Origin of the sequence: Pseudomonas protegens, assembly GCF_003363755.1 — a bacterium.
GTDB classification, from domain to species: Bacteria; Pseudomonadota; Gammaproteobacteria; order Pseudomonadales; family Pseudomonadaceae; genus Aquipseudomonas; species Aquipseudomonas danubii.
On sequence record NZ_CP031396.1, the window covers coordinates 6,341,355 to 6,362,363 of the forward strand.

The following is a 21,009-nucleotide window of genomic DNA, read 5'->3' on the forward strand; positions in this document are numbered from 1 at the left end:
CAAGCTTTTAGCTTGCCGCTTGCCGCTACAAACTTGCCGCTGACTCTCCTCCGCCTAACGCCACCACCAACCCCACACTGGCCTGCAACTCCCGGGTCTGCAGCGCCTGCAACCCCCGTTGTGCCTGCAAGGCTGCAGTCTGCGCCGTCACCACATCCAGGTAACTCACCGCCCCGGCCTGATAGCTGTTCATGGCCAAGGTCTGGGTATGCAGCGCCGCATTCACCGCTGCCTGCTGGTCCAGCGCTTCCTGGTGCAAGTCCCGCAGTTGCCCGAGGTTGTCCTCCACCTCCCGAACCGCTCGCAGCACTTGCCCACGGTAATGGGCGGCGGCTTCTTCGAACTCGGCATGGGCCTGACGCTCATTGGCGCTCAGCCGCCCGCCATCAAAAATCGGCAGGTTCATCAGGGGGCCCAGGGCCCAATAGCGATTGCCCGCCGCCAGCAGGTTGCCCACGCCCTGGGTCTGCCCGCCGAGCATGCCGGTCAGGCTGAAATCCGGGTACCAGGCGGCGCGGGCGATGCCGATGCCGGCATTGGCGGCGTACACCCGGCGTTCGGCGGCGGCAATGTCGGGTCGGCGTTGCAGCAGGGTGCTGGGCAGTTGCTGGGGAATACTCGGCAGGCTCAGCAGCCGCGAAGAGGGCGCCAGGCTGAAGCGGCTGGCCGGTTCGCCCACCAGTTCGCCAATCGCATGTTCGGTGAGGTTGCGCTGGGCGCGCACTTCGTCCAGTTCCGCCTCGGCGCTGGCCAGTTGGCTCTGGGCCCGGGTCAGGTCCAGTTCCGAGGCGATCTGCCCCTGATAGCGGTCGCGGGTCAGTTGCAGGGCCTGGGCGTAATCCTCCAGGGAACGGCTCAGGATCCGGCTCTGGGCATCCAGGCCGTTGAGTTGCACATACAGGCTCGCCAGCTGTTTTTGCAGGCTCAGGCGCGCCGCCGCCAGGTCGTCGCCGGAGGCCTGGGCCTGGGCATCGCCAGCCGCTGCTTGATTGCGGATCCGGCCCCAGAGGTCGAGGTCGAAGCTCAGGGCAAAACCGGCGCTGTTGCTGTTGTAGATCGACGGTTGCGTGCTGCCGCGCAGGGGGCGGCTGTCCGACTGGCGCTGGCGCAATGGCTGGGCGCTGGCGCTGATCTGCGGGAACAGCCCGGCATGCAGTTGGCTGGCGTAGGCCTGGGCGCCGTCGTAGTGGGCCAGGGCCGCGGCCAGATCCGGGTTGGCTCGGAGCAGGCGTTGTTGCAGGTCATCCAGCTGCGGGTCCTGGTACAGCCGCCACCAGTGCTCGGCGAGGCTCTGGGGCGCGGCGGCCGGGTGCCAGGGGCCGTCGCTGCTCTGTTCGCGGTAGTGCGCCGGCAGGTCGATGGCCGGCACCTGGTAATGGGGCGCCAGGGAGCAGCCGTGCAGGGCCAGCACCAGCAGGGCGGCGAGGGGCTTAAGCCTTGGGCGCATGCTCACCTCCGGCGTCGGCCAGTTGCACCAGATCGCCTTCGCGCAGGGCGTCCGGCGGGTTGTCGATGACGTGATCCGTGGCTTGCAGGCCCTGGTCGATCACCAGTCGCTCGCCCAGGTCCAGGCCAATATGGATGCTGCGCAGGTGCACGCGCTTGGCACTGTCGATCACCGCCACCTGGGTGCCCTGGGCACGGAAGATCAGCGCGCTGGCGGGGATGCTCACGCCGTGGGTGTCGGCAGGGATCGCCAGGGTGGCTTCGGCATAGTCGCCGGGCAGCAATGCGCCGTCGGGGTTGGCGGCGACGAACTGCGCCAGCAGGGTGCCGGAGCGCGGGTCGATGGCGGTGGAGTCGCCCAGCAGTTGCGCGCTGAAGTGCTGGCCCGGGTGCTCGGGCACGGTCAGTTGCGCTTGCAGGCCGGGGCAGATCACGCTGGCGTAGTTCTGCGGAATCGGCACATAGAGCCGTAGTTTGTGGGTGTCCGCCAGGTCGAATAGCTCCGGGTCGCTGTCGTTGTCGGCCTTGATCAACTGGCCGATGTCGGTGTGGCGGGCGGTGATGGTGCCGGCGAAGGGCGCGCGAATGGTCTTGTAGTCTTCCAGCGCCGTGAGCCGTGCGTAGTCGGCGGCGGCTGCCTGGGCATTGGCCTTGGCCGCGGCGGCGTTGGAGCTTTTTTCATCGGCCTCCTGGCGCGACACCGAGTGGCTGGCCAAAAGGTGCTGCCAGCGCTCGGCGGTGGTCTGCGCCAGCCTTGCATTGGCCTGCTGCTGGATCATCCGCGCCCGGGCCTGGGCCACTTGCTGGTCCAGGTCGGGGCTGTCGATATGGGCCAGTACCTGCCCGGCGGCCACCTTGGCGCCGATGTCCTGGCTCCAGTCCTTGAGGTAGCCGCTGACCCGGGCGTGGATCGGCGCCTTGCTCCAGGCTTCCAGGTGCGCCGGCAGGCGCAGGGTGTCGCCCAGCAGGTTGTGCTGCGGCTGGAACACCAGCACGTGCGGCACGGCGGCGGTTTCGGTCCAGGCGACCACGGCCCGTTCATGCCGGGTGCGCGCCGCCAGGCCGCTGGCGACCAGCAGCGCGGCCAGGCTCAGGCCGCCGATGCCCAGGAGCATCAGGCGTTTGCGCGAAGGGGTGTGATCAGGCGACATGGGTGTTTTCTCCAACGACAGCGGATTGGGGGTGACGGCCGTGGACCAGGCTGAAGACCACGGGGACAAAGATCAGGGTGGCGACGGTGGCGAGGAGCAGCCCGCCGATCACCGCGCGGCCCAGGGGCGCGTTCTGTTCCTCGGACAGGGCCAGGGGCAGCATGCCGATGATCATCGCCAGGGCGGTCATGCACACCGGGCGAAAGCGCGTGTAGCCGGCTTCCAGGGCGGCCTTGAGGGCGTCGCCGTGTGCCGCCAGGCGCTCGCGGCAGAAGCTCACCACCAGGATCGAGTTGGCGGTAGCCACCCCCATGCACAGGATGGCCCCGGTCAGCGCCGGCACCGACAGCGAGGTGCCGCTCAGGAACAGCATCCAGACGATCCCGGCCAGGGCCGCCGGCAGGGCGGTGATGATCACGAACGGATCGACCCAGGACTGGAAGTTGACCACGATCAGCAGGTAGATCAGCACCACCGCCCCCAGCAGGCCCAGGCTCAGGCCGCTGAAGGCTTCGTGCAGGGCGTCGATCTGCCCGTGCAGGCTGACCGTGGCGCCCTTGGGGCGCAGGGCCGCGGCGTCGTCCAGGACCCTTTGCATGTCGTGGGCCACGGCGCCGAGGTCGCGTCCCTGCACGTTGGCGTACAGGTCCAGGGTCGGCTGGATGTTGTAGTGGCTGACCACCGCCGGGCTCTCGACCCGGGAGATGTCCGCCAGGCCGCCGAGGATCTGCGACTGGCCGTTGCTGCCGGTGACCGGCAGCGCCTCCAGGGCCGGCAGGCTGTCCAGGCGGTACTGCGGGGTGGCGGCGACGATGGAGTAGGACACGCCGTTCTTCGGGTTGAGCCAGAAGGTCGGCGCTACCTGGGAGCTGCCGGCGAGCGAGGCCACCATGCTGTTGGTCACGTCGCGCTCGGTGATGCCCAGGCCGTTGGCCCGCAGGCGGTCGACCTTGACCTGCAAGGACGGGTAGCCGGTGGACTGCTGGATGCGCAGGTCGGCAATGCCCGGCACATGCTGCAGGCGCCGTTGCAGTTCCAGGGCGAAGGCGCGGTTGGCTTCGGCGTTGGGCCCGGAGATTTTCACGTCCAGCGGGGCCGGGGCGCCGAAGTTGAGGATCTGGCTGCTGATGTCCGCTGGCAGGAAGGCGAACTGACTGCCGGGGAAGCTTTCCGGCAGTGCTTCGCGCAGCTGTTTCACGTAGTCGGCGCTGGGCGCGTGGCCGGGCTTGAGGGTGACCTGGATATCACCGTCCTGGGGGCCGATGGTGCCGCTGTTGCTGTAGGCCATGTCGATGCCGCTCAGGGGGATGCCGATGTTGTCGATGATGCTGTCCAGTTGCTCGACCGGGATCACTTCGCGAATCCGCGCTTCGATGCGGTCGAAGGCCGCCGCGCTTTCCTCGATCCGCGTACCCAGGGGCAGGCGCACGTGCAGGGCCAGGGCCCCGGCGTCGGTGGCGGGGAAGAAGTCCTGGCCCAGGCTCGGCAGCAGGGCGAAGGAGGCCAGTACGCAGGCCAGGAAGCCGAGGACGAAGGTCTTGCGCCGGCCCAGGGCCAGGTGCAGCAGGCCGTGGTAGGTGTCGCGCACGTTGGAGAAGCGCGCCTCGAAACCCTGCTGCAAGGCCAGCAGCCCGCGCACCAGGGCGCTGCGCGGCTTGGCGTGCTGTTCGCCTTCGTGGTGGTTGATGAAGGCGTCTTCCGGGTGATGCCCGGGCCCGGCTTCCGGCGCGTGGGGCTTGAGCAGGTACAGGGCCAGTGTGGGCACCAGGGTCCGCGAGAGGATGAACGAGCTGGCCATGGCGAAGATCACCGCCAGGGCCATGGGCCGGAACAGGTAACCGGCGATGCCCTGCAGCAGGAACATCGGCACGAAGACGATGCAGATGCACAGCAGCGAGACGAAGGCCGGGCCGACGATCTGCTTGGCGCCGTCGAGGATCGCCTGCTTCACCGCCTTGCCCTGTTCCAGGTGCCAGTTGATGTTCTCGATGGTCACCGTGGCGTCGTCCACCAGGATCCCCACCGCCAGGGCCAGGCCGCCCAGGGTCATGACGTTGAGGGTCTGGCCGCTGAGCGCCAGCAGGGCAATCGCGGAAAGCACCGCCAGGGGAATCGAGGCGGCGATGATCAATGTCGAGCGCCAGCTACCGAGGAACAGCAGGATCATCGCGCTGGTCAGCAGGGCGGCGATGATGCCTTCCCGGGCCACGCTGCCCACCGATTGTTTGACGAACACCGAGGCGTCCCCCAGCAGCGAAGTCTTCAGCGCCGGCGGCAGGGTTTCGTTGATCCGCGGCAGCATCTGGCGGATGCCGTCGACGATCGACAGGGTGGAGATGTTGCCGTTCTTCAGCGCCGGCATCAGCACCGCGCGGCGTCCGTCGACCCGCACGATATTGGTCTGCGGCGGTGAGCCGTCGCGCACGTGGGCCACCTGGCCGATGGTGATCAGCGCACCGTCCACGGTCTTGATCGGCAGGTCGTTGAGCTCGTCGATGGCGGTCGGGCTGTTGTTCAGCAGCACCGTGTATTCATCGCCGCCGAGCTTGGCAGTGCCCACCGGGATGATCTGGTTCTGCGCCGCCAGGGCATTGCCCACGTCCTGGGCCGACAGGCCCTTGGCGGCCAGGGCTTGCGGGTCCAGGTCGAGGGTGATCTGGCGCTGCTTGCCGCCCATGGGCGTGGGCATGGCCAGCCCTGGCAGCGAGCTCAGGGGCAGGCGGATGTTGTTCTGCACCAGGTCGCGGATCTTCGCCTCCGACAGGGTCGGGCTGGAAAACGCCAACTGCAGGATCGGCACCGTCGAGGCGCTGTAGTTGAGGATCAGCGGCGGGGTGATGCCCGGCGGCATCTGCTTGAGCACGGTTTGTGACACCGCGGTCACCTGGGCGTTGGCGGTGCGGATATCGACTCCGGGCTGGAAGAAGATCTTGACGATGCCCATGCCCGGCAGCGACTGCGATTCGATGTGCTCGATGTCGTTGACCGTGGTGCTCAGGGAGCGCTCGTAGGTGTAGATTACCCGGCCGGCCATGGCGTCCGGCGACAGGCCGTTGTACTGCCAGACCACCGCCACCACCGGGATGCCGATGTCGGGAAACACGTCGGTGGGGGTACGCAGGGCCGCCAGGGGCCCGATGATGCAGATGAATATCGCCAGCACGATGAACGTGTAGGGCTTGAGCAGTGCGGTCTTGACCAGCCCGAGCATGCCGAAAACCTCCGAGGGAGTGGGGTTGCAAACCTCGGCAGCCTGCAGCGACCCACCTAACACGCGGCTTTCAGCCAGGTGAAGGAAGTTTTAGGTAAGGCCTGAAATTCCTTTCACTGGGATTCATTTGTACTCGCACCGACACCTCGACACCCTTGATGGGCATCGACGCAGCCGGTTGTCCTGGACCGGCGTCGCACTCATTTCTGTCATTGGCGAGGTACGTTTTCATGACACTCAAACCGCTGTTGCTGATTCCCGCCCTGGGGTTTGCCTGCTTGCTCAGCGCCTGCGCCGGGCCGATGCCCCAGCCCGACCCCAGCCAGGCCTGGATTGGCCTGCAGGAAGAGGCGCCCAACGACCTGATGGCCGAACGGGTGGATGGGCAGAAGGTCGACGATGGGCGTTATTTTGAGGTCAAGCCCGGCGCCCATCGCCTGGACGTGACCCTGTTTGAAGAGAGCGTCGGCGACTCCAATCAGCAAGACTGCAATGGCCATATCAGCTACAGCGGCTTCAAGGCCGGTGAGCATTACAAACTGGTGGAGTCGAGCCTGGGGACCGAGGTGTCGGTTCGCTTGTATGACGCCAAGGGCAAGCAGGTGGCCAGCACCCATGGCTTTGCCTGCATGCCAGGCTGACGGGGCTGTTTGCGTCACTGAAACAAGGACGTTTCGCTCAAGCTAAAGAGACGGGGCCGACTATAGCGGCACGGTGAGCCGGGTGATGATGGAGGCCTTTATCCAGGCAACCGGGCGTTCGTCATGAAGCAAGAGGCGCAAGCGGCCGTCACCTCCACCGAGGTGGCATTCAATGAAGTGGCACGAATGATCACCGCCGCACGGCAGCGGGCGGTGCGGGCGGTGAACACTGAACTGGTGGAACTGTACTGGCAGGTCGGGGCCTATATCAGCCGCAAGCTCGAGGCGGCGGAATGGGGCGATGGCGTGGTCCAGCAATTGGCGGATTACCTGGCGCGGCAGCAGCCGGGGCTGCGGGGGTTTACCCGGCGTAACCTGTTCCGCATGCGTCAGTTCTATGAGGTCTATCGAGGGGAGGAGAAAGTGTCAGCAGTGCTGACACAATTACCCTGGACCCAGAACCTGATCATTCTTGCGCAAGGTAAATGCGCGCAAGAGCGCGAGTTTTACCTGCGCATGGCCATTCAGGAGCAGTGGTCGACCCGCGAGTTGGAACGGCAGATCAAGTCCGCGCTGTTCGAACGCACGCTGACCCGCCCGGCAAGCGCCACGGCCACCTTGAAACAGGCCCGTCCCGAGGCCCTGAAGGTCTTCAAGGATGCCTACATGGTGGAGTTTCTCGGCCTGGCCCAGGGGCATGATGAAGCCGATCTGCACCAGGGGCTGGTGCGCCAGCTCAAGGATTTTCTGATCGAGATGGGGCGCGACTTCTGCTTTGTCGCTTCTGGCTATCCCCTGCAGGTCGGCGGGCGCGATTTTGCCCTGGATCTGCTGCTGTTCCATCGTGGGTTGAATTGCCTGGTGGCCGTTGAACTCAAGGTCGGGCGCTTCGAACCGGAGTACCTGGGCAAGCTGGACTTCTACCTGGAGGCCCTGGACCGCCAGGTGCGCAAACCCCATGAGAACCCGGCGCTGGGCGTGTTGCTCTGTGCCAGCAAGCATGACGAGGTGGTGGAATATGCCCTCAACCGTTCACTGTCGCCGGCGTTGATCGCCGAGTACCGGACCCAGTTGCCGGACAAGAAGCTGCTGCAGGCCAAGCTGCAGGAGTTTTATGCCCTGGACACGCAGGCGCGGTGAGTCGAACGGCCATTGTGTCCGGGGTTCTGCACCGCCTTGCTGAGTCCTATGCGCACCCTGGCGCCGACCTCCGGTTCATTCCGGCTCACTGCCGAACCAGTCGGCCAGGCGTGCGCTGGCTTGTTCCCGGACCTCGGCGTTGATATGCGCAGCCACAGCCACCACTGAACCGGCCAGCAGCCCGAGGTCATCGGTGTATCCGGCCCCGGGGAGCAGGTCGGGGACCATGTCCAGCGGCAGTATGAAGTAACCCAGCGCGGCGTAGATGGTGGTCTTGGCCCAGATCGGGGTTTGTGGTCGTTGCGCGGCGTAGTAGAGCCACAGGGCTTTTTGGATCAAGGTCCGGCCGATGCGCGAGGCGTAGCGGCCGATCTTGCGCCAGAGACAGAGTTCAAGGGATTGGGTGGTGGACATGGCGTACTCCTGGGAGATACAGGTCCAGGCCATCGTCGCCGCCCGCGCCCCTGACTGGCAGAGGCCAATATTTCCCTGGCCGTTTCCCAGGCAGGAGCAGGCTCGCCGACGAAGAGGCCGGTGACGGCGTCATCAATCCTCTGTCAGGTCAGCGGTGCCAGCGAGAGCCTGCGCTGGCAAGGCCGCTCCTGTGCAGGGGGGGGTATGCGTGGGTGTGCGCTTCAGCCGCGTTGGCGGGCCTCCAGGCGCTGGAACAGCAACATGCCCAGGAGCATCGCCAGGACGAACACCCAGGCTTGCCAGTGCCCGCCCGGCAACAGCACCAGGGCCGGCCCCGGGCAGATCCCGGCGATGCCCCAGCCGACGCCGAACAGCAGGCTGCCACCGATCAGGCGCCGATCGACACTGCGCTTGGCGGGAATCTGCATGGGGGCCCCGAGCAGCGAGCGCGAGTGGCCCATGGCCCAATGGAAGGGCCACCAGGCCGCCGCGATGGCGCCGAGCATCACCAGCGCCAGGGACGGGTCCCAGGTGCCGGCCAGATCGAGAAAGCCCAGGACCTTGGCCGGGTTGGCCATACCCGCCAGCAACAGGCCGACGCCGAACAGCAGGCCGGCGACAAAAGCGCTGAGTTTTCTCATGGCAGCAGCCCCAGTCCGTGGCGCAGCACCCAGACCGTGGCGAAGCCGGTGCCCATGAAGCACAGGGTGGCGATGATCGAGCGTGGCGACAGCCGGGAAATGCCGCAGACCCCGTGGCCGCTGGTGCAACCGGCGCCATAGCGGGTACCGATGCCCACCAGCAGGCCGGCGCTGATCAGGCCGAGTAGCCCGCCCTGGAACTCGGCGACGGGCAGGGTGTGAAACAGGCCCCACAGCAGCGGCGCCAGCAGCAGCCCGAGGATGAACAGGGCTTTCTCGCCCCAGCCGTCGCTGCCCGGTTGCAGCAGGCTGCCGAGCAGGCCGCTGATTCCGGCGATGCGCCCGTTGGCGACGATCAACAGCCCGGCCGCCAGGCCGATCAACGCGCCCCCGGCCAGGGCCGAGCCTGGGGTGAAATGTGCGGCGTCAAAGAGCATATCGATTTCCTCTGCATGGCCCTTGCTGGTGCAGGGGCCGGTCATGGCTCAGGCATTTCCGCAGCGCAACCGCAGCGTCGGTGCGCACGCCTGCGCTGGCAAGCCAGTGCCCATGGGGGATCTGTACCCACTGTTGCAGGAGCCGGCTTGCCGGCGAAAGGGCCTCAATGGGACAGCCAACCCAGGGCCCCGCCCGCCAGCAGCAGCGCTGCCAGCATGCCGGTGATGGCAAACAGTTGTTGCAGGCGCGGGCCGGCCAGGTGGCTGGCCACTTGTCGTCCCAGTACCAGCCCCACCACCGCGCCCAGGGCAAAGGGCGCACCCACGGCCCAGTGCATCACGCCGCTGAGGCTGGCGGTCACCACGCTGCCCAGGGACACCAGGGCAATCACCGCCAAAGAGGTGGCGACGATGCTCTTGCTGTCCAGGTTGGTGTAGCGGCTCAGGGCCGGGATGATCACGAAGCCGCCGCCGACACCGAGCAACCCCGACAGCAGGCCCGAGAGCATGCCGGTGAAGGTCAGTGCCCGGGCGCAGGGCAGGGTCCAGCGCAAACGGCCCTGGGCCGGGTTGAGCACGCAGGGCAGGAACGCCGGACGCGCCGCCGCCCGGCCCTGTTTCAATTCCAGGCTGGCCTTGCGCAGGATGCGTCCGCAGGCGTACAGCAGCACCAGGGAAAACAGCAGGGCCAGGGGCAGGTTGGGCAGGCGGTGGGCCAGCCACAGCCCCAGCGGCGCCATGAGAATACCGATGCTGGCGACAAACCCCGCCGCACGGTAGCGCACGATGCCCTGGCGCAGGCCCAGCACCGCGCCAACGCTGGCGGCCAAGCCCACCGCCAGCAGGCCGATAGGGGCGGCCTCGACCATGCTCAAACCCAGGCCGAACACCAGCAATGGCACCGCGAGGATGCCGCCGCCGGCTCCGGTCAGCGCCAGGATCGCGCCAATGACCGCCCCCAGCCCAGCGCCCAAAAGACTGTGTTCACTCATGTCTTCGGGGTGTCCGTGGCCAGGGTCGGTTGTGCCAGCCATTCATGGCCCTTGAGCATGCCGCGCCAGTACAGCGGCGGCAGGATTCGTTCCTTCAGCCACCAGGCGCGACGGGTCGGTTGGCGGCCGTCCAGCAGCCAGCGCGGGAAGCTCGGCGCCAGCTTGCCGCCGTAAGTGAATTCGGCGAGGACGATCTTGCCCCGTTCCACGGTCAGCGGGCAGGAGCCGTAGCCGTCGTACTCGGCCAGCCGGGTCAGGCGCTTGAGGGCCACCAGTACATTGTTGGCCACCACCGGCGCCTGCTTGCGTGCCGCCGCGGCGGTCTTGGCATTGCTGGTGTTGGTGGCATCGCCCAGGCCGTGGACATTGATGAAGCGCTTGTGGCGCAGGCTATGGGGATCGACATCGACCCAGCCAGCGGCGTCGGCCAGGGGGCTTTGGCGGATAAAGTCCGGGGCGCATTGTGGCGGCACCACGTGCAGCAGGTCGAAGGCGCGCTCCAGGGTTTCCTGGCGGCCGTCGGCCAGGGTGCGCACGAAGGTTGCGCGCTGGGCCGGGCCGTTCACCGCCACCAGGTTGTGGCCGAAATCCAGTTCGATGCCGTACTTCTTCACGTATTCCATCAGCGCCGGCACATAGTCCGCCACGCCGAACAGCACGCCGCCGGCATTCAGGAAGCGCGGTTTGATCGACCCCAGGCGGCCGTTGCGCCGCCAGTGGTCGCAGGACAGGTACAGGGCTTTCTGCGGCGCCCCGGCGCACTTGATCGGCATTGGCGGCTGGCTGAACAGCGCCTCGCCCTGTTGCAGCTGCTGCACCTGTTGCCAGGTGTAGGGCGCCAGGTCGTAGCGGTAGTTGGAGGTCACGCCGTGGTTGCCCAGGGCCTGGGGCAGGCCGTCGATGGCCGCCCAGTCGAGCTTGAGCCCGGGGCACACCACCAGTTGGTCGTAGCCCAGCACGCGGCCGTCGTCCAGCACCAGGGCATTGTTGTCGGGTTCGAACAGGCTGACGGCGTGCTGCAGCCACTTGACGCCCTTGGGCATCAGCGCGGCCATGCTGCGTTCGGTGGACTGGGCGCTGAACACCCCGGCGCCCACCAGGGTCCAACCGGGTTGGTAGTAGTGGCTGCTGGCCGGGTCGATGATCGCCACGTCCAGGTGTGGATCGCGGGACATGAGGCTGGCGGCGACGGCAATGCCAGCGGCACCGCCACCGACGATCAGCACCTGATGGCTGCCGTCGACGGCGCGCAGGGCCGGGTTGAAGGGACGCATGGCAAGTTCTCCGTGTGGAGTCGGTAGTCGTTATAGGGTGTTCAGGGGAATCTTCAGGTAGCTCACGCCGTTGTCTTCGGGCTCGGGGAAGTGCCCGCTGCGCATGTTGACCTGCACCGAAGGCAGGATCAGCACCGGCATGTCTAGGGTTGCGTCGCGGGCTTCACGCATCTTCACGAAGCTGTCTTCGTCGACGCCCTGATGGATGTGAATGTTGTTGGCGCGTTGCTCGGCAACGGTGGTCATGTATTGCAGTTCGCGACCGTTGGGCAGGTAGTCGTGGCACATGAACAGCCGGGTTTGCGGGGGCAGGGCGAGGATCTTGCCGATGGAGCGGTACAGGGTCCGCGCATCGGCCCCGGGGAAGTCGCAGCGGGCGGTGCCGTAGTCGGGCATGAACAGGGTGTCGCCGACAAAGGCCACGCACTCATTGCCCACTTGCACCAGGTAGGTCATGCAGGCCGGGGTATGCCCCGGGGTATGCAGGGCCCGGGCGCTGAGGCCGCCGATGGCGAACTCGGCGCCGTCTTCCAGCAGCACGTCGAACTGGCTGCCATCCCGGGCAAAGGCCGGGGCTTCGTTGAACAGCGCACCGAAGACTTTCTGCACCCGGGTGATCTGATTGCCGATGGCCACTTGGGCCCCCAGCTGGTCCTTGAGGTAGGCGGCAGCGGACAGGTGGTCGGCGTGCACGTGGGTTTCCAGAATCCAGTCGACCCGGGCCTCCAGCTCGCGCACCCGGGCGATCAGGCGGTCGGCGGACTCGGTGCGGGTGCGGCCGGATTTCGGGTCATAGTCCAGCACGCTGTCGATCAGCGCGCAGCGGCGGCTGGCCTGGTCCATCACCAGGTAGCTGATGGTCCAGGTGTGAGGGTCGAAAAAGGCTTCTACACGCAGCGTGTCGCTGATGATCATGGGGCACTCCAGGCAATGAAGGTGAGGGCAGTCTGCGCTGTCGCTCGTCCCTTGGACTGTCAATAAACGTGCCAACCTCAAACACCCGGATTGGCCACCTGTTCATTGAAGTAGAAGGCCGCAGGGGCTGCCATCAGGCGTTTTTCGAGGCGACTGCCAGCGTCATTTGGCAGTGACATGGCAGTTTGTGGCAGAAAATGGCAGAAGGCCGCGGCGTGCTTTAAGCTGCCGCCACTGCCTCGGAGTTGCCCCATGTCCCTGATCGCCACCGACCGTGCCCAGCCGTCCATGTCTGCCCTGGTGTCCTACCTCGAACACGACCCGCAACCGACCATCGTGCTCGACACCGACTACAACATCATCGCCGCCAACACCGCCTACCAGCGCCAGTTCGGCGTGGCCGGCAAGCCCCATGTGGGCGCCAAGTGCTATCGCGTGTCTCACCAGTTCGCCGTGCCCTGCGACCAGGCCGGGGAGCATTGCCCGATGCGCAAGGCCCATGACAGCCGGGTGCCGGAGCGCATGCTGCACATTCATCACACACCTCGCGGCCCCGAGCATGTGGATGTGGAGCTGCGGCCGATCATTGGCGAGGCCGGCACCGTGGTGGCCTATGTCGAACGCCTGAGCTCAGTGGCGGTGGCGTCGGTGCAGCCCCAGCAGAAGGGCCTGGTGGGGCGCTCGCCAGCCTTCAACGAAGCGCTGAGCGCCCTGCAGCGGGCAGCTCCGGCGCCGATTCCGGTGCTGCTGCAGGGTGAGTCCGGCACCGGCAAGGAACTCTTTGCCCGTGCCCTGCACGATGGCAGCCCCCGGGCCAGTGGGCCGCTGGTGGTGGTGGACTGCACCGGGCTCACCGAAACCCTGCTGGAAAGCGAACTGTTCGGCTATGAAAAGGGCGCCTTTACCGGCGCCCTGCAACGCAAGATCGGCCTGGCGGAAGCGGCCCACGGCGGCACCCTGTTTCTCGACGAAATCGGCGAGGTGCCCCTGGCCATGCAGGTCAAGCTGCTGCGCCTGATCGAGTCCGGCAGCTTCCGTCCGGTGGGCAGCCTGCGCACCGTGCACTCGGATTTTCGCCTGGTGGCGGCGACCCACAAGCCGCTCAAGGAAATGGTCGCCGCTGGCACCTTTCGCCAGGACCTGTACTACCGCATCAGCGCCTTCCCGATCCGCCTGCCGGCCCTGCGCGAACGCAGCGACGACCTGCCGCTGCTGATCGACAGCCTGCTGCGCCGCCTCGATCCCGGTGTGGTGCCGCGGGTCGATCCCCAGGCCCTGGAACAACTGCGGCTGTACACCTACCCGGGCAATATCCGCGAGCTGCGCAACATCCTCGAACGGGCGCGGTTGTTCAGTGATGACGGGGTGATCCGCCCGCAGGACCTGCCGGCAGAACTGCGCAGCCCACAGGCACCGGTCCCGGTGACCCGCCGTCGCGCCGGCAAGGACCTGGAACAGCTGGCCCATGCCCTGGAAGTCTTCGACGGCTCGCGCAGCGAACTGGCCAAGACCCTGGGCCTGAGCGAACGAACCCTGTACCGGCGCCTCAAGGCCCTGGGCCTGTAGCCGCCGGGCGGACGGCCGCAGCCGGGTTCAAGCCTCGGCCGGTGGCCGGGCCAGCGGCAGGTCGCAGGCCATCACCCACATGCCGATCTGTTCCAGGTCGGTGCTGAAGGGCACTTCACCGATCTGCCGCAGCCCGGCGCTTTCATAAAAGCGCCGGGCGCCGCTGTTGCTCTTGAGCACGTCCAGCCACAGGCAGGATTCCCCGGCGGCGCTGGCCCGTTGCAACACGTGTTCGAGCAGGCGCCGGCCATGGCCCTGGCCGGCCTGGGACTTGAGCAGGTAGATCTTCTGCAGTTCGGCCCCGAGCCGGCCGCTGCCCGGCGTCGGGCGGGCCCAGTTGAGCTTGGCAAAGCCGATGGGTTGGTGCTGCGGGTCCAGGGCCAGTAACCACAGGTGCCGGTCCCGGGCCGCTACGGACGCTTCGAGGTTGGCGGGGGAGAAGTCCTGGTCGAGAAACTGCTGCATGCCGTCAGTCGTCCAGATCGCCGCGAAGTGTTCGCGGTAGGTGGCGCAGCCTATGGCCTGCAGGGCATCGATATCGCGGCTGTCGGCTTCACGGATGGTGATCATGCTTCACTCCTTGAGGGCGGTCGGACCAGGCGCAGCAGCTTAACCCTTGGCGCGAGGTGGCTCCAGTGCGCAGCGGCGCAGGTGCAGGGCACGATGGCGAGCGGCCGTGGTCGTAGTGTTCAGCCCCTTTTTTGCGGCGCGCAGCCTGTCCGCTGTGGCGCCGGTTCTGACTGGAGATGCTATGAGCCAGGCCGTACTTGCTACCGAAACCAATCGCCGCCAGTTGCAGCAGATCATCGCCGGTCTGTCCGACGGGGTGATCCTGATCGAGACCGACAAGGCCCGCAGCCTGCTCTGGGCCAATGAAGCGGCGCTGGCCATGCATGGAGTGAGCGAGGTCGGCGAGCTGGGGGCCAATGTCCGTGAGTACGCCCGGCGCTATGCCTTGCGCTATCGCAACAATCACCCCCTGGCCCTGGAGGCCTATCCCATCAATCGGGTGGCCGCCGGGGAAACCTTCAGCGACGTGGTGGTCGAGGTACAGGCCGAGATCGACGGCGAACCCCGGCACTGGGTGCACCGGGTGCGCAGCATGATCCTCACCGATCGCAGCGGCGCGCCGGAATCCCTGGTGCTGATCCTCAGCGATGCCAGCGATTGGGCCGGCGCCGAGCAGCGCTTCGAGAAGACCTTCAACGCCAACCCGGCGCCAGCGGTGATCTGCCGCCTCAGCGACTTGCGCTACATCAAGGTCAACCAGGGCTTCCTGGAAATGACCGGCTATGCCCGGGACCAGGTGATCGGCCGTTCGGTGTACGAGCTGGATGTGCTGGAGGACGCCGAGCACAAGGACCTGGCCATCGAGCGCCTGGGCCAGGGCGCGACCATCCCGCAGATGCAGGCCGAGCTGCGCCTGCCCGACGGCGGCAGCAAGCTGGTGATCGTCGCCGGCCAGCCCCTGGACATCAACGACGAGGACTGCATGCTGTTTTCCTTCATGGACCTGGAGCCGCGGCGCAGGATCGAGATTGCCCTGCGCCAGAGCGAGGAGCGTTTTGCCAAGTCGTTTCGCCTGACCCCGGTGCCGACCCTGGTGTGCAGCGCCGAGCAGCAGATCGTCGATGTCAACGAGGCCTTTCTCAATACCTGCGGCTACAGCAGCGAAGAACTGCTGGGCAAGAACGTCGAGGCCATCGGCTTCATCGCCGAAGCCGCGGCGGCCAGCCAACTGTTCAGTCAACTGGAGAAGGCCGGCAACGTCGATGGCCTGGACCTCAAGGTGCGCCAGAAGAACGCCGGGCTGATCGATTGCGTGGCCTACGCCGACACTGTGCTCATCCAGGACAGCCCCTGTTACCTGCTGGTGCTGATGGACATCACCGAGCGCAAGCGCTCCGAACTGGAGCTGGTGGGCGCCATCGAGGAAGTGATGCGCGACGCCTCCTGGTTCAGCCGAACCCTGATCGAAAAGCTGGCCAACGTGAGAAGCCCCAAGGCCCGGGACACGCCTGGGGTGTCCTCTGCCGACCTGACGGCCCGCGAGCGGGAAGTGCTGGGGTTGATCTATCAGGGATTGGCAGACAAAGAGATTGCCGCCCAGTTGAAGCTGGCGCCCAACACCGTGCGCAACCATGTCGCCACCCTGTATTCCAAGCTCGGGGTGCACAGCCGGGGCGAAGCCATCGTCTGGGCCCGGGAGCGCGGGCTGTTCGTCGGCACGGTCGGCAGTCGGGGACGCTGAACTGGTGCATATGCACCAGGGCAACCCGTGCAAATGCGCCTTCTTTGCGTGGTGGGTGTTTTCTACCCTTGGAGCCGCCACAGGTCCGGTCAATGGGGCTGTGGCAGAGCACAACCACAGCACAAGGACAGCCCGCATGGGTGATGAACAGAGCAAGGGCACCGTGACCGATCAGGCACCGGCGGTGCTCACCCAGGCCCAATGGCGCGCCTGTATCGAACAGCGCCTGGCGCCCCTGGCCTGCAGTTTCAGCCATGCCGGCGACGGCACCCTGACCCTGCGGGTGTTCGAGCCCGACAGCGGCCGGGTCGATCTGGTGGTCAGCGGATTGCGCATCAAGTCCCTGCAGAGCGAGGCCGAAGTATTGCGGCTCATCGACGAGTTGCTCTACGAGCTGGACAGCAACTCCCTGGGCCACCTGTAGCCGCTGCCGAAGGCTGCGAACGCTTTGGGTAGCACTGCGTCGCAGGAGACGCGGCGATTTGAAGCCCGCTAGAGGTTCGTCGGGAAATCGCCAGGCAAGGTCCTGCGGACCTTTTCGCAGCTTCGCGGGCTCAGCAGCGGCTACAGGGATGGGGCGGGTCAGTGGTCGGCGATCAGGCTTGGCCGGCAATCCAGGCTCAGGCGCGCGCCGCCGCGTTCGCTGCTGCCCACTTCGAGCTTGAAGCCGTGCAGGCTGACAATCGCCGCAACGATCGACAGGCCCAGGCCAAAGCCGCCCTGGGCGTTGCTTTCGTCGACCCGGTAGAAGCGCCGGAACACCGCCGCCCGTTCCGCCGGGGGAATGCCGGGGCCTGAGTCCAGCACTTCCAGGCGCGGGCTGCCGCCGTCGTCGAGGCCGCGCAGTATCACTTCGCCGCCCGGCGGGGTGAACTTGATCGAGTTGCTCAGCAGGTTGGCCAGGGCCTCGAACAGCAGGGCGCGGTCGCCGATCAGCCGGGGCAGGCTGGCCGGCACGTCGAGCTGCAGGGTCAGGCGGCCTTCTTCGGCCAGGGGCAGGTAGAAGTCGTACAGCTCCTGAAGCAGCGGCAGCGGATCGAGTTCGAGGAAGCCCGAGCGCCGTTGCTGGTCCTCCAGTTCGGAGATGCGCAGCAATCCGCGAAAGCGCGCCATCAAGGTGTCGGCCTCGGCCAGCAGCTGGTCCATCTGCAGGGCCTGGGGCGAACCTTCCTCGGCCTGTTGCTGCAGACGATAGAGCTGGGCCCGCAGGCGGGTCAGCGGGGTACGCAGGTCGTGGGCGATGTTGTCGCACACGCCCTTGACCTCGTGCATCAGCCGCTCGATGCGTTCGAGCATGGCGTTGACGATGGCCGCCAGCATGTCCAGCTCGTCACGCCGGTCCGACAGCGGCAGGCGCCGGGTCAGGTCGCCGGCGACGATGGCTTCGGCGCTGGCCTGGATCTGGCGGATGCGCCGCAGCGGCCGGCGGCGCAGCAGATGCCAGCCGGCGACCCCGGGAATGATGGTCAGGGAAATCCCCCACAGCAGCGCGTGGAGAATGATCCGGGTCACCGCGAACAGCGAGCCGTTGTCGCGCACCAGCACCAGCCAGCGGCCGTCCCGGGTGTGGGTGGCCACGGCGTCGCAGCTGTCCCGGGGCAGGCTCGTGTCGTCGGAGTCGATGCAGCTCTTCAGCTCGTGGATCTGGCCGTCCAGGGGCAGGTCCTCGGGGATCTGCCGGATCGGCCCGCTCAAGGGCCGGCGCTGCTCGTCGAACAGGCCGTAGGCGTCGATGGCGCGCATGTCGAAGGTCATGCTGGTGGCCAGGGCCTCCACCAACTGCTCGCCTTCGAAGCGGGCGAACAGGTGCTGGCGCTGCATCAGCGAGTGCTTGGCCAGGCTGTCCAGGTAGGTGGAGACTTCGTAGTACAGCACCCCCATGAGGATGCAGCTCCAGGCCACGAACAGCGTGCTGTACAGCGCCAGCAGGCGACTGCTGGAGGAGCGCCAGCCTTTAGAGGGGTTCAGCAATGACATAGCCCGAGCCTCGCACGGTGCGGATCAACGGGGTCATGCCAGGCGGGTCGATCTTCTTGCGCAGGCGGCCGATGTGCACGTCGATCAGGTTGGTTCCCGGGTCGAAGTGATAACCCCAGACCTCTTCGAAGATCATCATCCGCGAGAGGATCTGCCCGGTGTTGCGCATGAGGAATTCCAGCAGCTTGTATTCGGTGGGCAGCAGGCTCAGCAACTGGTCGGCGCGGGTCGCCTCGCGGCTGATCAGGTTCAGCTCCAGGTCGGCCACCCGCAGGCTGGTGGCGAAATCCTTGACCGTGTTCTTGCGCCGCAGCAGCACCTCGACCCGGGCCGCCATCTCGTCGGAGGCGAAGGGCTTGGTCAGGTAGTCGTCGCCGCCGGCCCGCAGGCCGCGCACCCGTTCGTCGACATCGGAGAGGGCGCTGATCATCAGGATCGGCGTCGACACACCAATGGTGCGCAGGGTGGTGACGATGGCCAGGCCGTCCAGCTCCGGCAGCATGCGGTCCAGGGTGATCAGGTCGTAGTCGCCGCTCACGGCGCGTACCAGGCCTTCACGGCCATTGTCCACCCAGTCCACGTCGAGGCCGTGGCTGCTCAGTTCGGCGACGATCTCCCGGGCCGTCACGGCGTCGTCTTCGATGGTCAGAATGCGGGTCATAGGCGTTACCTGCTTGGCGGTTCGTGACACAGGCGGGCATTTTGCCAAGAAACCAGGGCCGGGATTCTAAATAAACTTTCATCTGGCTTGTGGTCTGGTCCGGACAGTCCAAGTCAGGGGCGTTGAAGCTTGATATCATCCGGCCAGTTTTTTGCCAGGAGGCGTCACCATGAGTGCCCTGACCCGGGTCGGCTGGAAGCCCTTTTTCGCGGTGTGCCTGATGCTGCTGTGCAGCGCGGCGGCCCAGGCGGCCAATCAGCCCTGTTCTGGAAAGAAAGGCGGCATCGCCCGTTGTGACGGCGAACTCTTCCTGTGCAACGACGGCTCCATCAGCGCCTCGAAGAAGAACTGCGCGCTGATGTTCGGTCAGCGTTCCTCCACCTCTCGTGCCGAGCCACTGCTGCGCGACGCTCAGGGTTGTACCTGCGGCAGCGGCAGTTTCTGCACTGGCCCGCGGGGCGGGGTCTACTGCCTGACCCCCAGTGGCAATAAAAGCTACAAGCGGCGTTGAAGCCCCGACTGAGCTTCTCTGTATCAAGGTGTCATGCAATGAAATACGCATCACGTTTCAAGGGGCTGCTGTGGCTGGTGGTGGCTGCTCTGCTGTTGAGTCTGGCCGTGGATCTGGCGTTGCGCCTGCCAGGCTACCTGGAGGCTTATGCCGCCGATCCCCACTATGCGCGCTGGATGCTGGGGTATCGTGGCCTGGACGTGCTGGTCATTGCCCTGATGGCGGTGATCGTGCCGGGCATCATGCGCCTGCTGGACTTTCGCCGTTCAGCCTGGCTGGCATTGCCGCTCTTTATGCTGTGGGGGCAGGGCATCGCGCAATTGACCCTGGTGGGCAACCTGCTGCTGGCGCTGTGGGTCCTTGGGCTGCTGGTACACTGGTGCTACACCCGGGGCCGGGAGCTTTACCTGAGCAAGCGTGCTTGAGGTGGGGGCCGTGCAGAACGCCCGCCACAAAACTCCCAGGCCGGTAAATTGCACGACCCTGGCGCGGGAGCTGATCGCAAGTCATTGAAATGCATTGAGTTATAAAGTTCGTGCAACTGGCACGCTGACTGCACTTGTCCCCTGGAGACGTGCAACAGCCTTTTTCATGCCTGGAGCAGAACAACAATGAACAGACCCTCTGAACACCAGCTCGCCACTGCGGACGCCTCGAGTCATTACTCGGGGGTGTCCTGGGCGGCGATCTTCGCCGGCGCCGCGGCGGCCGCAGCCTTGTCCCTGATCCTTTTACTGCTGGGCTTCGGCCTGGGCTTTTCCGCGGTTTCGCCCTGGGCCGGCAGCGGCATCAGTGCCAAGGGCCTGGGTATCTCCAGCATTGTCTGGCTGGCCCTGACGCAGATTCTCGCTGCCGTGCTGGGGGGTTACCTGGCCGGGCGCCTGCGGGTGAAGTGGGCCAATCTGCACGGCGATGAAGTGTACTTCCGGGACACGGCCCACGGCTTCCTGGCCTGGGCCGTGGCGACCCTGGTGACCGCGACCCTGGTGGTGGGCTCGGTGACGAGCGTCATCAGCGGCGGTGTGCAGGCTGGTGCCCAGGTCGTTTCCGGTGCCGCCAGCGCCGCGACCCAAGTGGCCGGTCATGCGGCGGCCCAGGGCTCCCAAGACGATTACGGCTATTTCGTCGACAGCCTGTTTCGCGATGATCGTCCGGTAGCGGTCAGCGATGACGCGGCGCGGGGCACGGTGTCGCGGATCTTCGTGCGTACCTTGAGCAACGACGGTCAGCTCTCGTCTGAGGATCGCCGCTACCTGGCGCAACTGGTGGCCCAGCGCACCAACCTCAGCCAGGCCGAAGCCGAGCGCCGGGTGGACGAGGTGTTCGCCAAGACCCAGCAAGCGCTGCATGAAGCCAAGCAAGCTGCCAGGGAAGCCGCCGACAGCGCCGCCAAGGTGGCCGCCTGGTCGTCTTTGTGGATGTTCATCGCGCTGCTGTGCGGGGCTTTCTTCGCCAGCCTGGCGGCGACCTTCGGTGGCCGTCGCCGGGATGCCGTGGTCTGGTTTGAAACCGACGTCCAGCCGCGCACCGTGGCCCCGACTCCCGTTCACTGACCCAAGAGAATTCCCATGCGCTCATTACTGTTGTGGTTCCTCGGTGTGCCGATCCCGGTGATTATCCTGATCGCCATTTTCATGCACTAAGCAGCCTCCCGAAACGGGTTACCCGTTGTCCATGCGCCGCTGCCGGCTTCTGCCAGCAGCGGCTTTTTTGTGGCCCGTGTCGCAAGTTTGAGAAGGGGGGATGCACTGCTTGGGTGCACTCCGGCCTTTTGCTTGGCC

At 66.3% G+C, this 21,009-nt stretch carries 20 protein-coding genes; 8 read left to right on the forward strand and 12 right to left on the reverse strand.

All coding sequences use genetic code 11. From position 1 onward, the window contains the following. Positions 1–25 precede the first annotated feature (25 nt). From DWF74_RS28860 to DWF74_RS28870, 3 genes are read right to left on the reverse strand one after another with little or no spacing between them, the layout of a single operon-like run. Positions 26–1,447 (reverse strand): efflux transporter outer membrane subunit, encoded by a 1,422-nt coding sequence (locus tag DWF74_RS28860; RefSeq protein ID WP_115582253.1) that lies wholly within the window; start codon positions 1,445–1,447, stop codon positions 26–28. Further along, positions 1,431–2,597, reverse strand: a complete 1,167-nt coding sequence (locus DWF74_RS28865; RefSeq protein ID WP_115582254.1) for an efflux RND transporter periplasmic adaptor subunit — start codon at positions 2,595–2,597, stop codon at positions 1,431–1,433. The genes DWF74_RS28860 and DWF74_RS28865 overlap by 17 nt, the downstream gene beginning before the upstream one ends. Continuing rightward, positions 2,587–5,808: an efflux RND transporter permease subunit gene (locus DWF74_RS28870; protein WP_115582255.1), complete on the reverse strand. Its 3,222-nt coding sequence runs from the start codon at positions 5,806–5,808 to the stop codon at positions 2,587–2,589. Before DWF74_RS28870 ends, DWF74_RS28865 begins: the two co-directional genes overlap by 11 nt. Before the next feature lie 230 nt (positions 5,809–6,038). Between DWF74_RS28870 and DWF74_RS28875 the strand changes: the two genes are divergently transcribed. After that, the gene (locus DWF74_RS28875) at positions 6,039–6,449 is read left to right on the forward strand and encodes a hypothetical protein (protein WP_115582256.1); all 411 of its coding nucleotides are present in this window, start codon (positions 6,039–6,041) and stop codon (positions 6,447–6,449) included. A 123-nt stretch (positions 6,450–6,572) separates the two neighbouring features. Next, positions 6,573–7,589, forward strand: a complete 1,017-nt coding sequence (locus DWF74_RS28880) for a PDDEXK nuclease domain-containing protein (RefSeq protein WP_102864424.1) — start codon at positions 6,573–6,575, stop codon at positions 7,587–7,589. A gap of 75 nt (positions 7,590–7,664) precedes the next feature. Here the strand turns inward: DWF74_RS28880 and DWF74_RS28885 are convergent, their stop codons facing one another. The 6 genes from DWF74_RS28885 to DWF74_RS28910 form a co-directional block, all read right to left on the reverse strand. After that, positions 7,665–8,003 (reverse strand): YkvA family protein, encoded by a 339-nt coding sequence (locus DWF74_RS28885; RefSeq protein WP_102864425.1) that lies wholly within the window; start codon positions 8,001–8,003, stop codon positions 7,665–7,667. 221 nt (positions 8,004–8,224) lie between these two features. After that, on the reverse strand, positions 8,225–8,644 hold the full coding sequence (locus tag DWF74_RS28890; protein ID WP_115582257.1) for a DUF6691 family protein: 420 nt from the start codon (positions 8,642–8,644) through the stop codon (positions 8,225–8,227). After that, positions 8,641–9,081, reverse strand: coding sequence for a YeeE/YedE family protein (locus DWF74_RS28895; RefSeq protein WP_102864592.1), 441 nt, complete (start codon positions 9,079–9,081; stop codon positions 8,641–8,643). The genes DWF74_RS28890 and DWF74_RS28895 overlap by 4 nt, the downstream gene beginning before the upstream one ends. 164 nt (positions 9,082–9,245) lie before the next feature. After that, positions 9,246–10,073, reverse strand: a complete 828-nt coding sequence (locus DWF74_RS28900) for a sulfite exporter TauE/SafE family protein (RefSeq protein WP_102864427.1) — start codon at positions 10,071–10,073, stop codon at positions 9,246–9,248. Then, the gene (locus DWF74_RS28905) at positions 10,070–11,347 is read right to left on the reverse strand and encodes an NAD(P)/FAD-dependent oxidoreductase (protein ID WP_115582258.1); all 1,278 of its coding nucleotides are present in this window, start codon (positions 11,345–11,347) and stop codon (positions 10,070–10,072) included. The genes DWF74_RS28900 and DWF74_RS28905 overlap by 4 nt, the downstream gene beginning before the upstream one ends. 30 nt (positions 11,348–11,377) lie before the next feature. Next, positions 11,378–12,262 carry an MBL fold metallo-hydrolase gene (locus DWF74_RS28910; RefSeq protein WP_115582259.1) on the reverse strand — a complete coding sequence of 295 codons (885 nt, stop codon included), beginning with the start codon at positions 12,260–12,262 and terminating at the stop codon, positions 11,378–11,380. Positions 12,263–12,514: 252 nt separating this feature from the next. On the opposite strand from DWF74_RS28910, the gene DWF74_RS28915 reads away from it, so the two are divergent. Next, complete coding sequence (locus DWF74_RS28915; RefSeq protein WP_110597261.1) at positions 12,515–13,828, forward strand: sigma-54 interaction domain-containing protein; 1,314 nt, start codon at positions 12,515–12,517, stop codon at positions 13,826–13,828. A 27-nt stretch (positions 13,829–13,855) separates the two neighbouring features. Here DWF74_RS28915 and DWF74_RS28920 read toward each other — a convergent pair whose 3' ends face one another. Next, positions 13,856–14,398: a GNAT family N-acetyltransferase gene (locus DWF74_RS28920; protein WP_102864431.1), complete on the reverse strand. Its 543-nt coding sequence runs from the start codon at positions 14,396–14,398 to the stop codon at positions 13,856–13,858. 181 nt (positions 14,399–14,579) lie between these two features. Between DWF74_RS28920 and DWF74_RS28925 the strand changes: the two genes are divergently transcribed. Then, positions 14,580–16,079 carry a helix-turn-helix transcriptional regulator gene (locus DWF74_RS28925; protein ID WP_102864432.1) on the forward strand — a complete coding sequence of 500 codons (1,500 nt, stop codon included), beginning with the start codon at positions 14,580–14,582 and terminating at the stop codon, positions 16,077–16,079. Between the two features lie 136 nt (positions 16,080–16,215). Further along, entirely contained in the window at positions 16,216–16,503 is a 288-nt protein-coding gene (locus DWF74_RS28930; protein ID WP_115582260.1) for a DUF1652 domain-containing protein, read from the forward strand. 158 nt (positions 16,504–16,661) lie between these two features. Here DWF74_RS28930 and DWF74_RS28935 read toward each other — a convergent pair whose 3' ends face one another. Both DWF74_RS28935 and DWF74_RS28940 read right to left on the reverse strand, forming a co-directional pair. After that, complete coding sequence (locus DWF74_RS28935; protein ID WP_102864433.1) at positions 16,662–18,056, reverse strand: sensor histidine kinase; 1,395 nt, start codon at positions 18,054–18,056, stop codon at positions 16,662–16,664. Next, positions 18,034–18,717, reverse strand: a complete 684-nt coding sequence (locus tag DWF74_RS28940) for a response regulator transcription factor (protein WP_060838882.1) — start codon at positions 18,715–18,717, stop codon at positions 18,034–18,036. Before DWF74_RS28940 ends, DWF74_RS28935 begins: the two co-directional genes overlap by 23 nt. Before the next feature lie 169 nt (positions 18,718–18,886). On the opposite strand from DWF74_RS28940, the gene DWF74_RS28945 reads away from it, so the two are divergent. From DWF74_RS28945 to DWF74_RS28955, 3 genes are all read left to right on the forward strand, one after another. Beyond that, complete coding sequence (locus DWF74_RS28945) at positions 18,887–19,228, forward strand: hypothetical protein (RefSeq protein ID WP_115582261.1); 342 nt, start codon at positions 18,887–18,889, stop codon at positions 19,226–19,228. A 38-nt stretch (positions 19,229–19,266) separates the two neighbouring features. Next, positions 19,267–19,653, forward strand: a complete 387-nt coding sequence (locus DWF74_RS28950; protein ID WP_115582262.1) for a hypothetical protein — start codon at positions 19,267–19,269, stop codon at positions 19,651–19,653. Between the two features lie 186 nt (positions 19,654–19,839). Then, positions 19,840–20,781 carry a hypothetical protein gene (locus DWF74_RS28955; protein ID WP_115582263.1) on the forward strand — a complete coding sequence of 314 codons (942 nt, stop codon included), beginning with the start codon at positions 19,840–19,842 and terminating at the stop codon, positions 20,779–20,781. Positions 20,782–21,009: the final 228 nt, after the last annotated feature.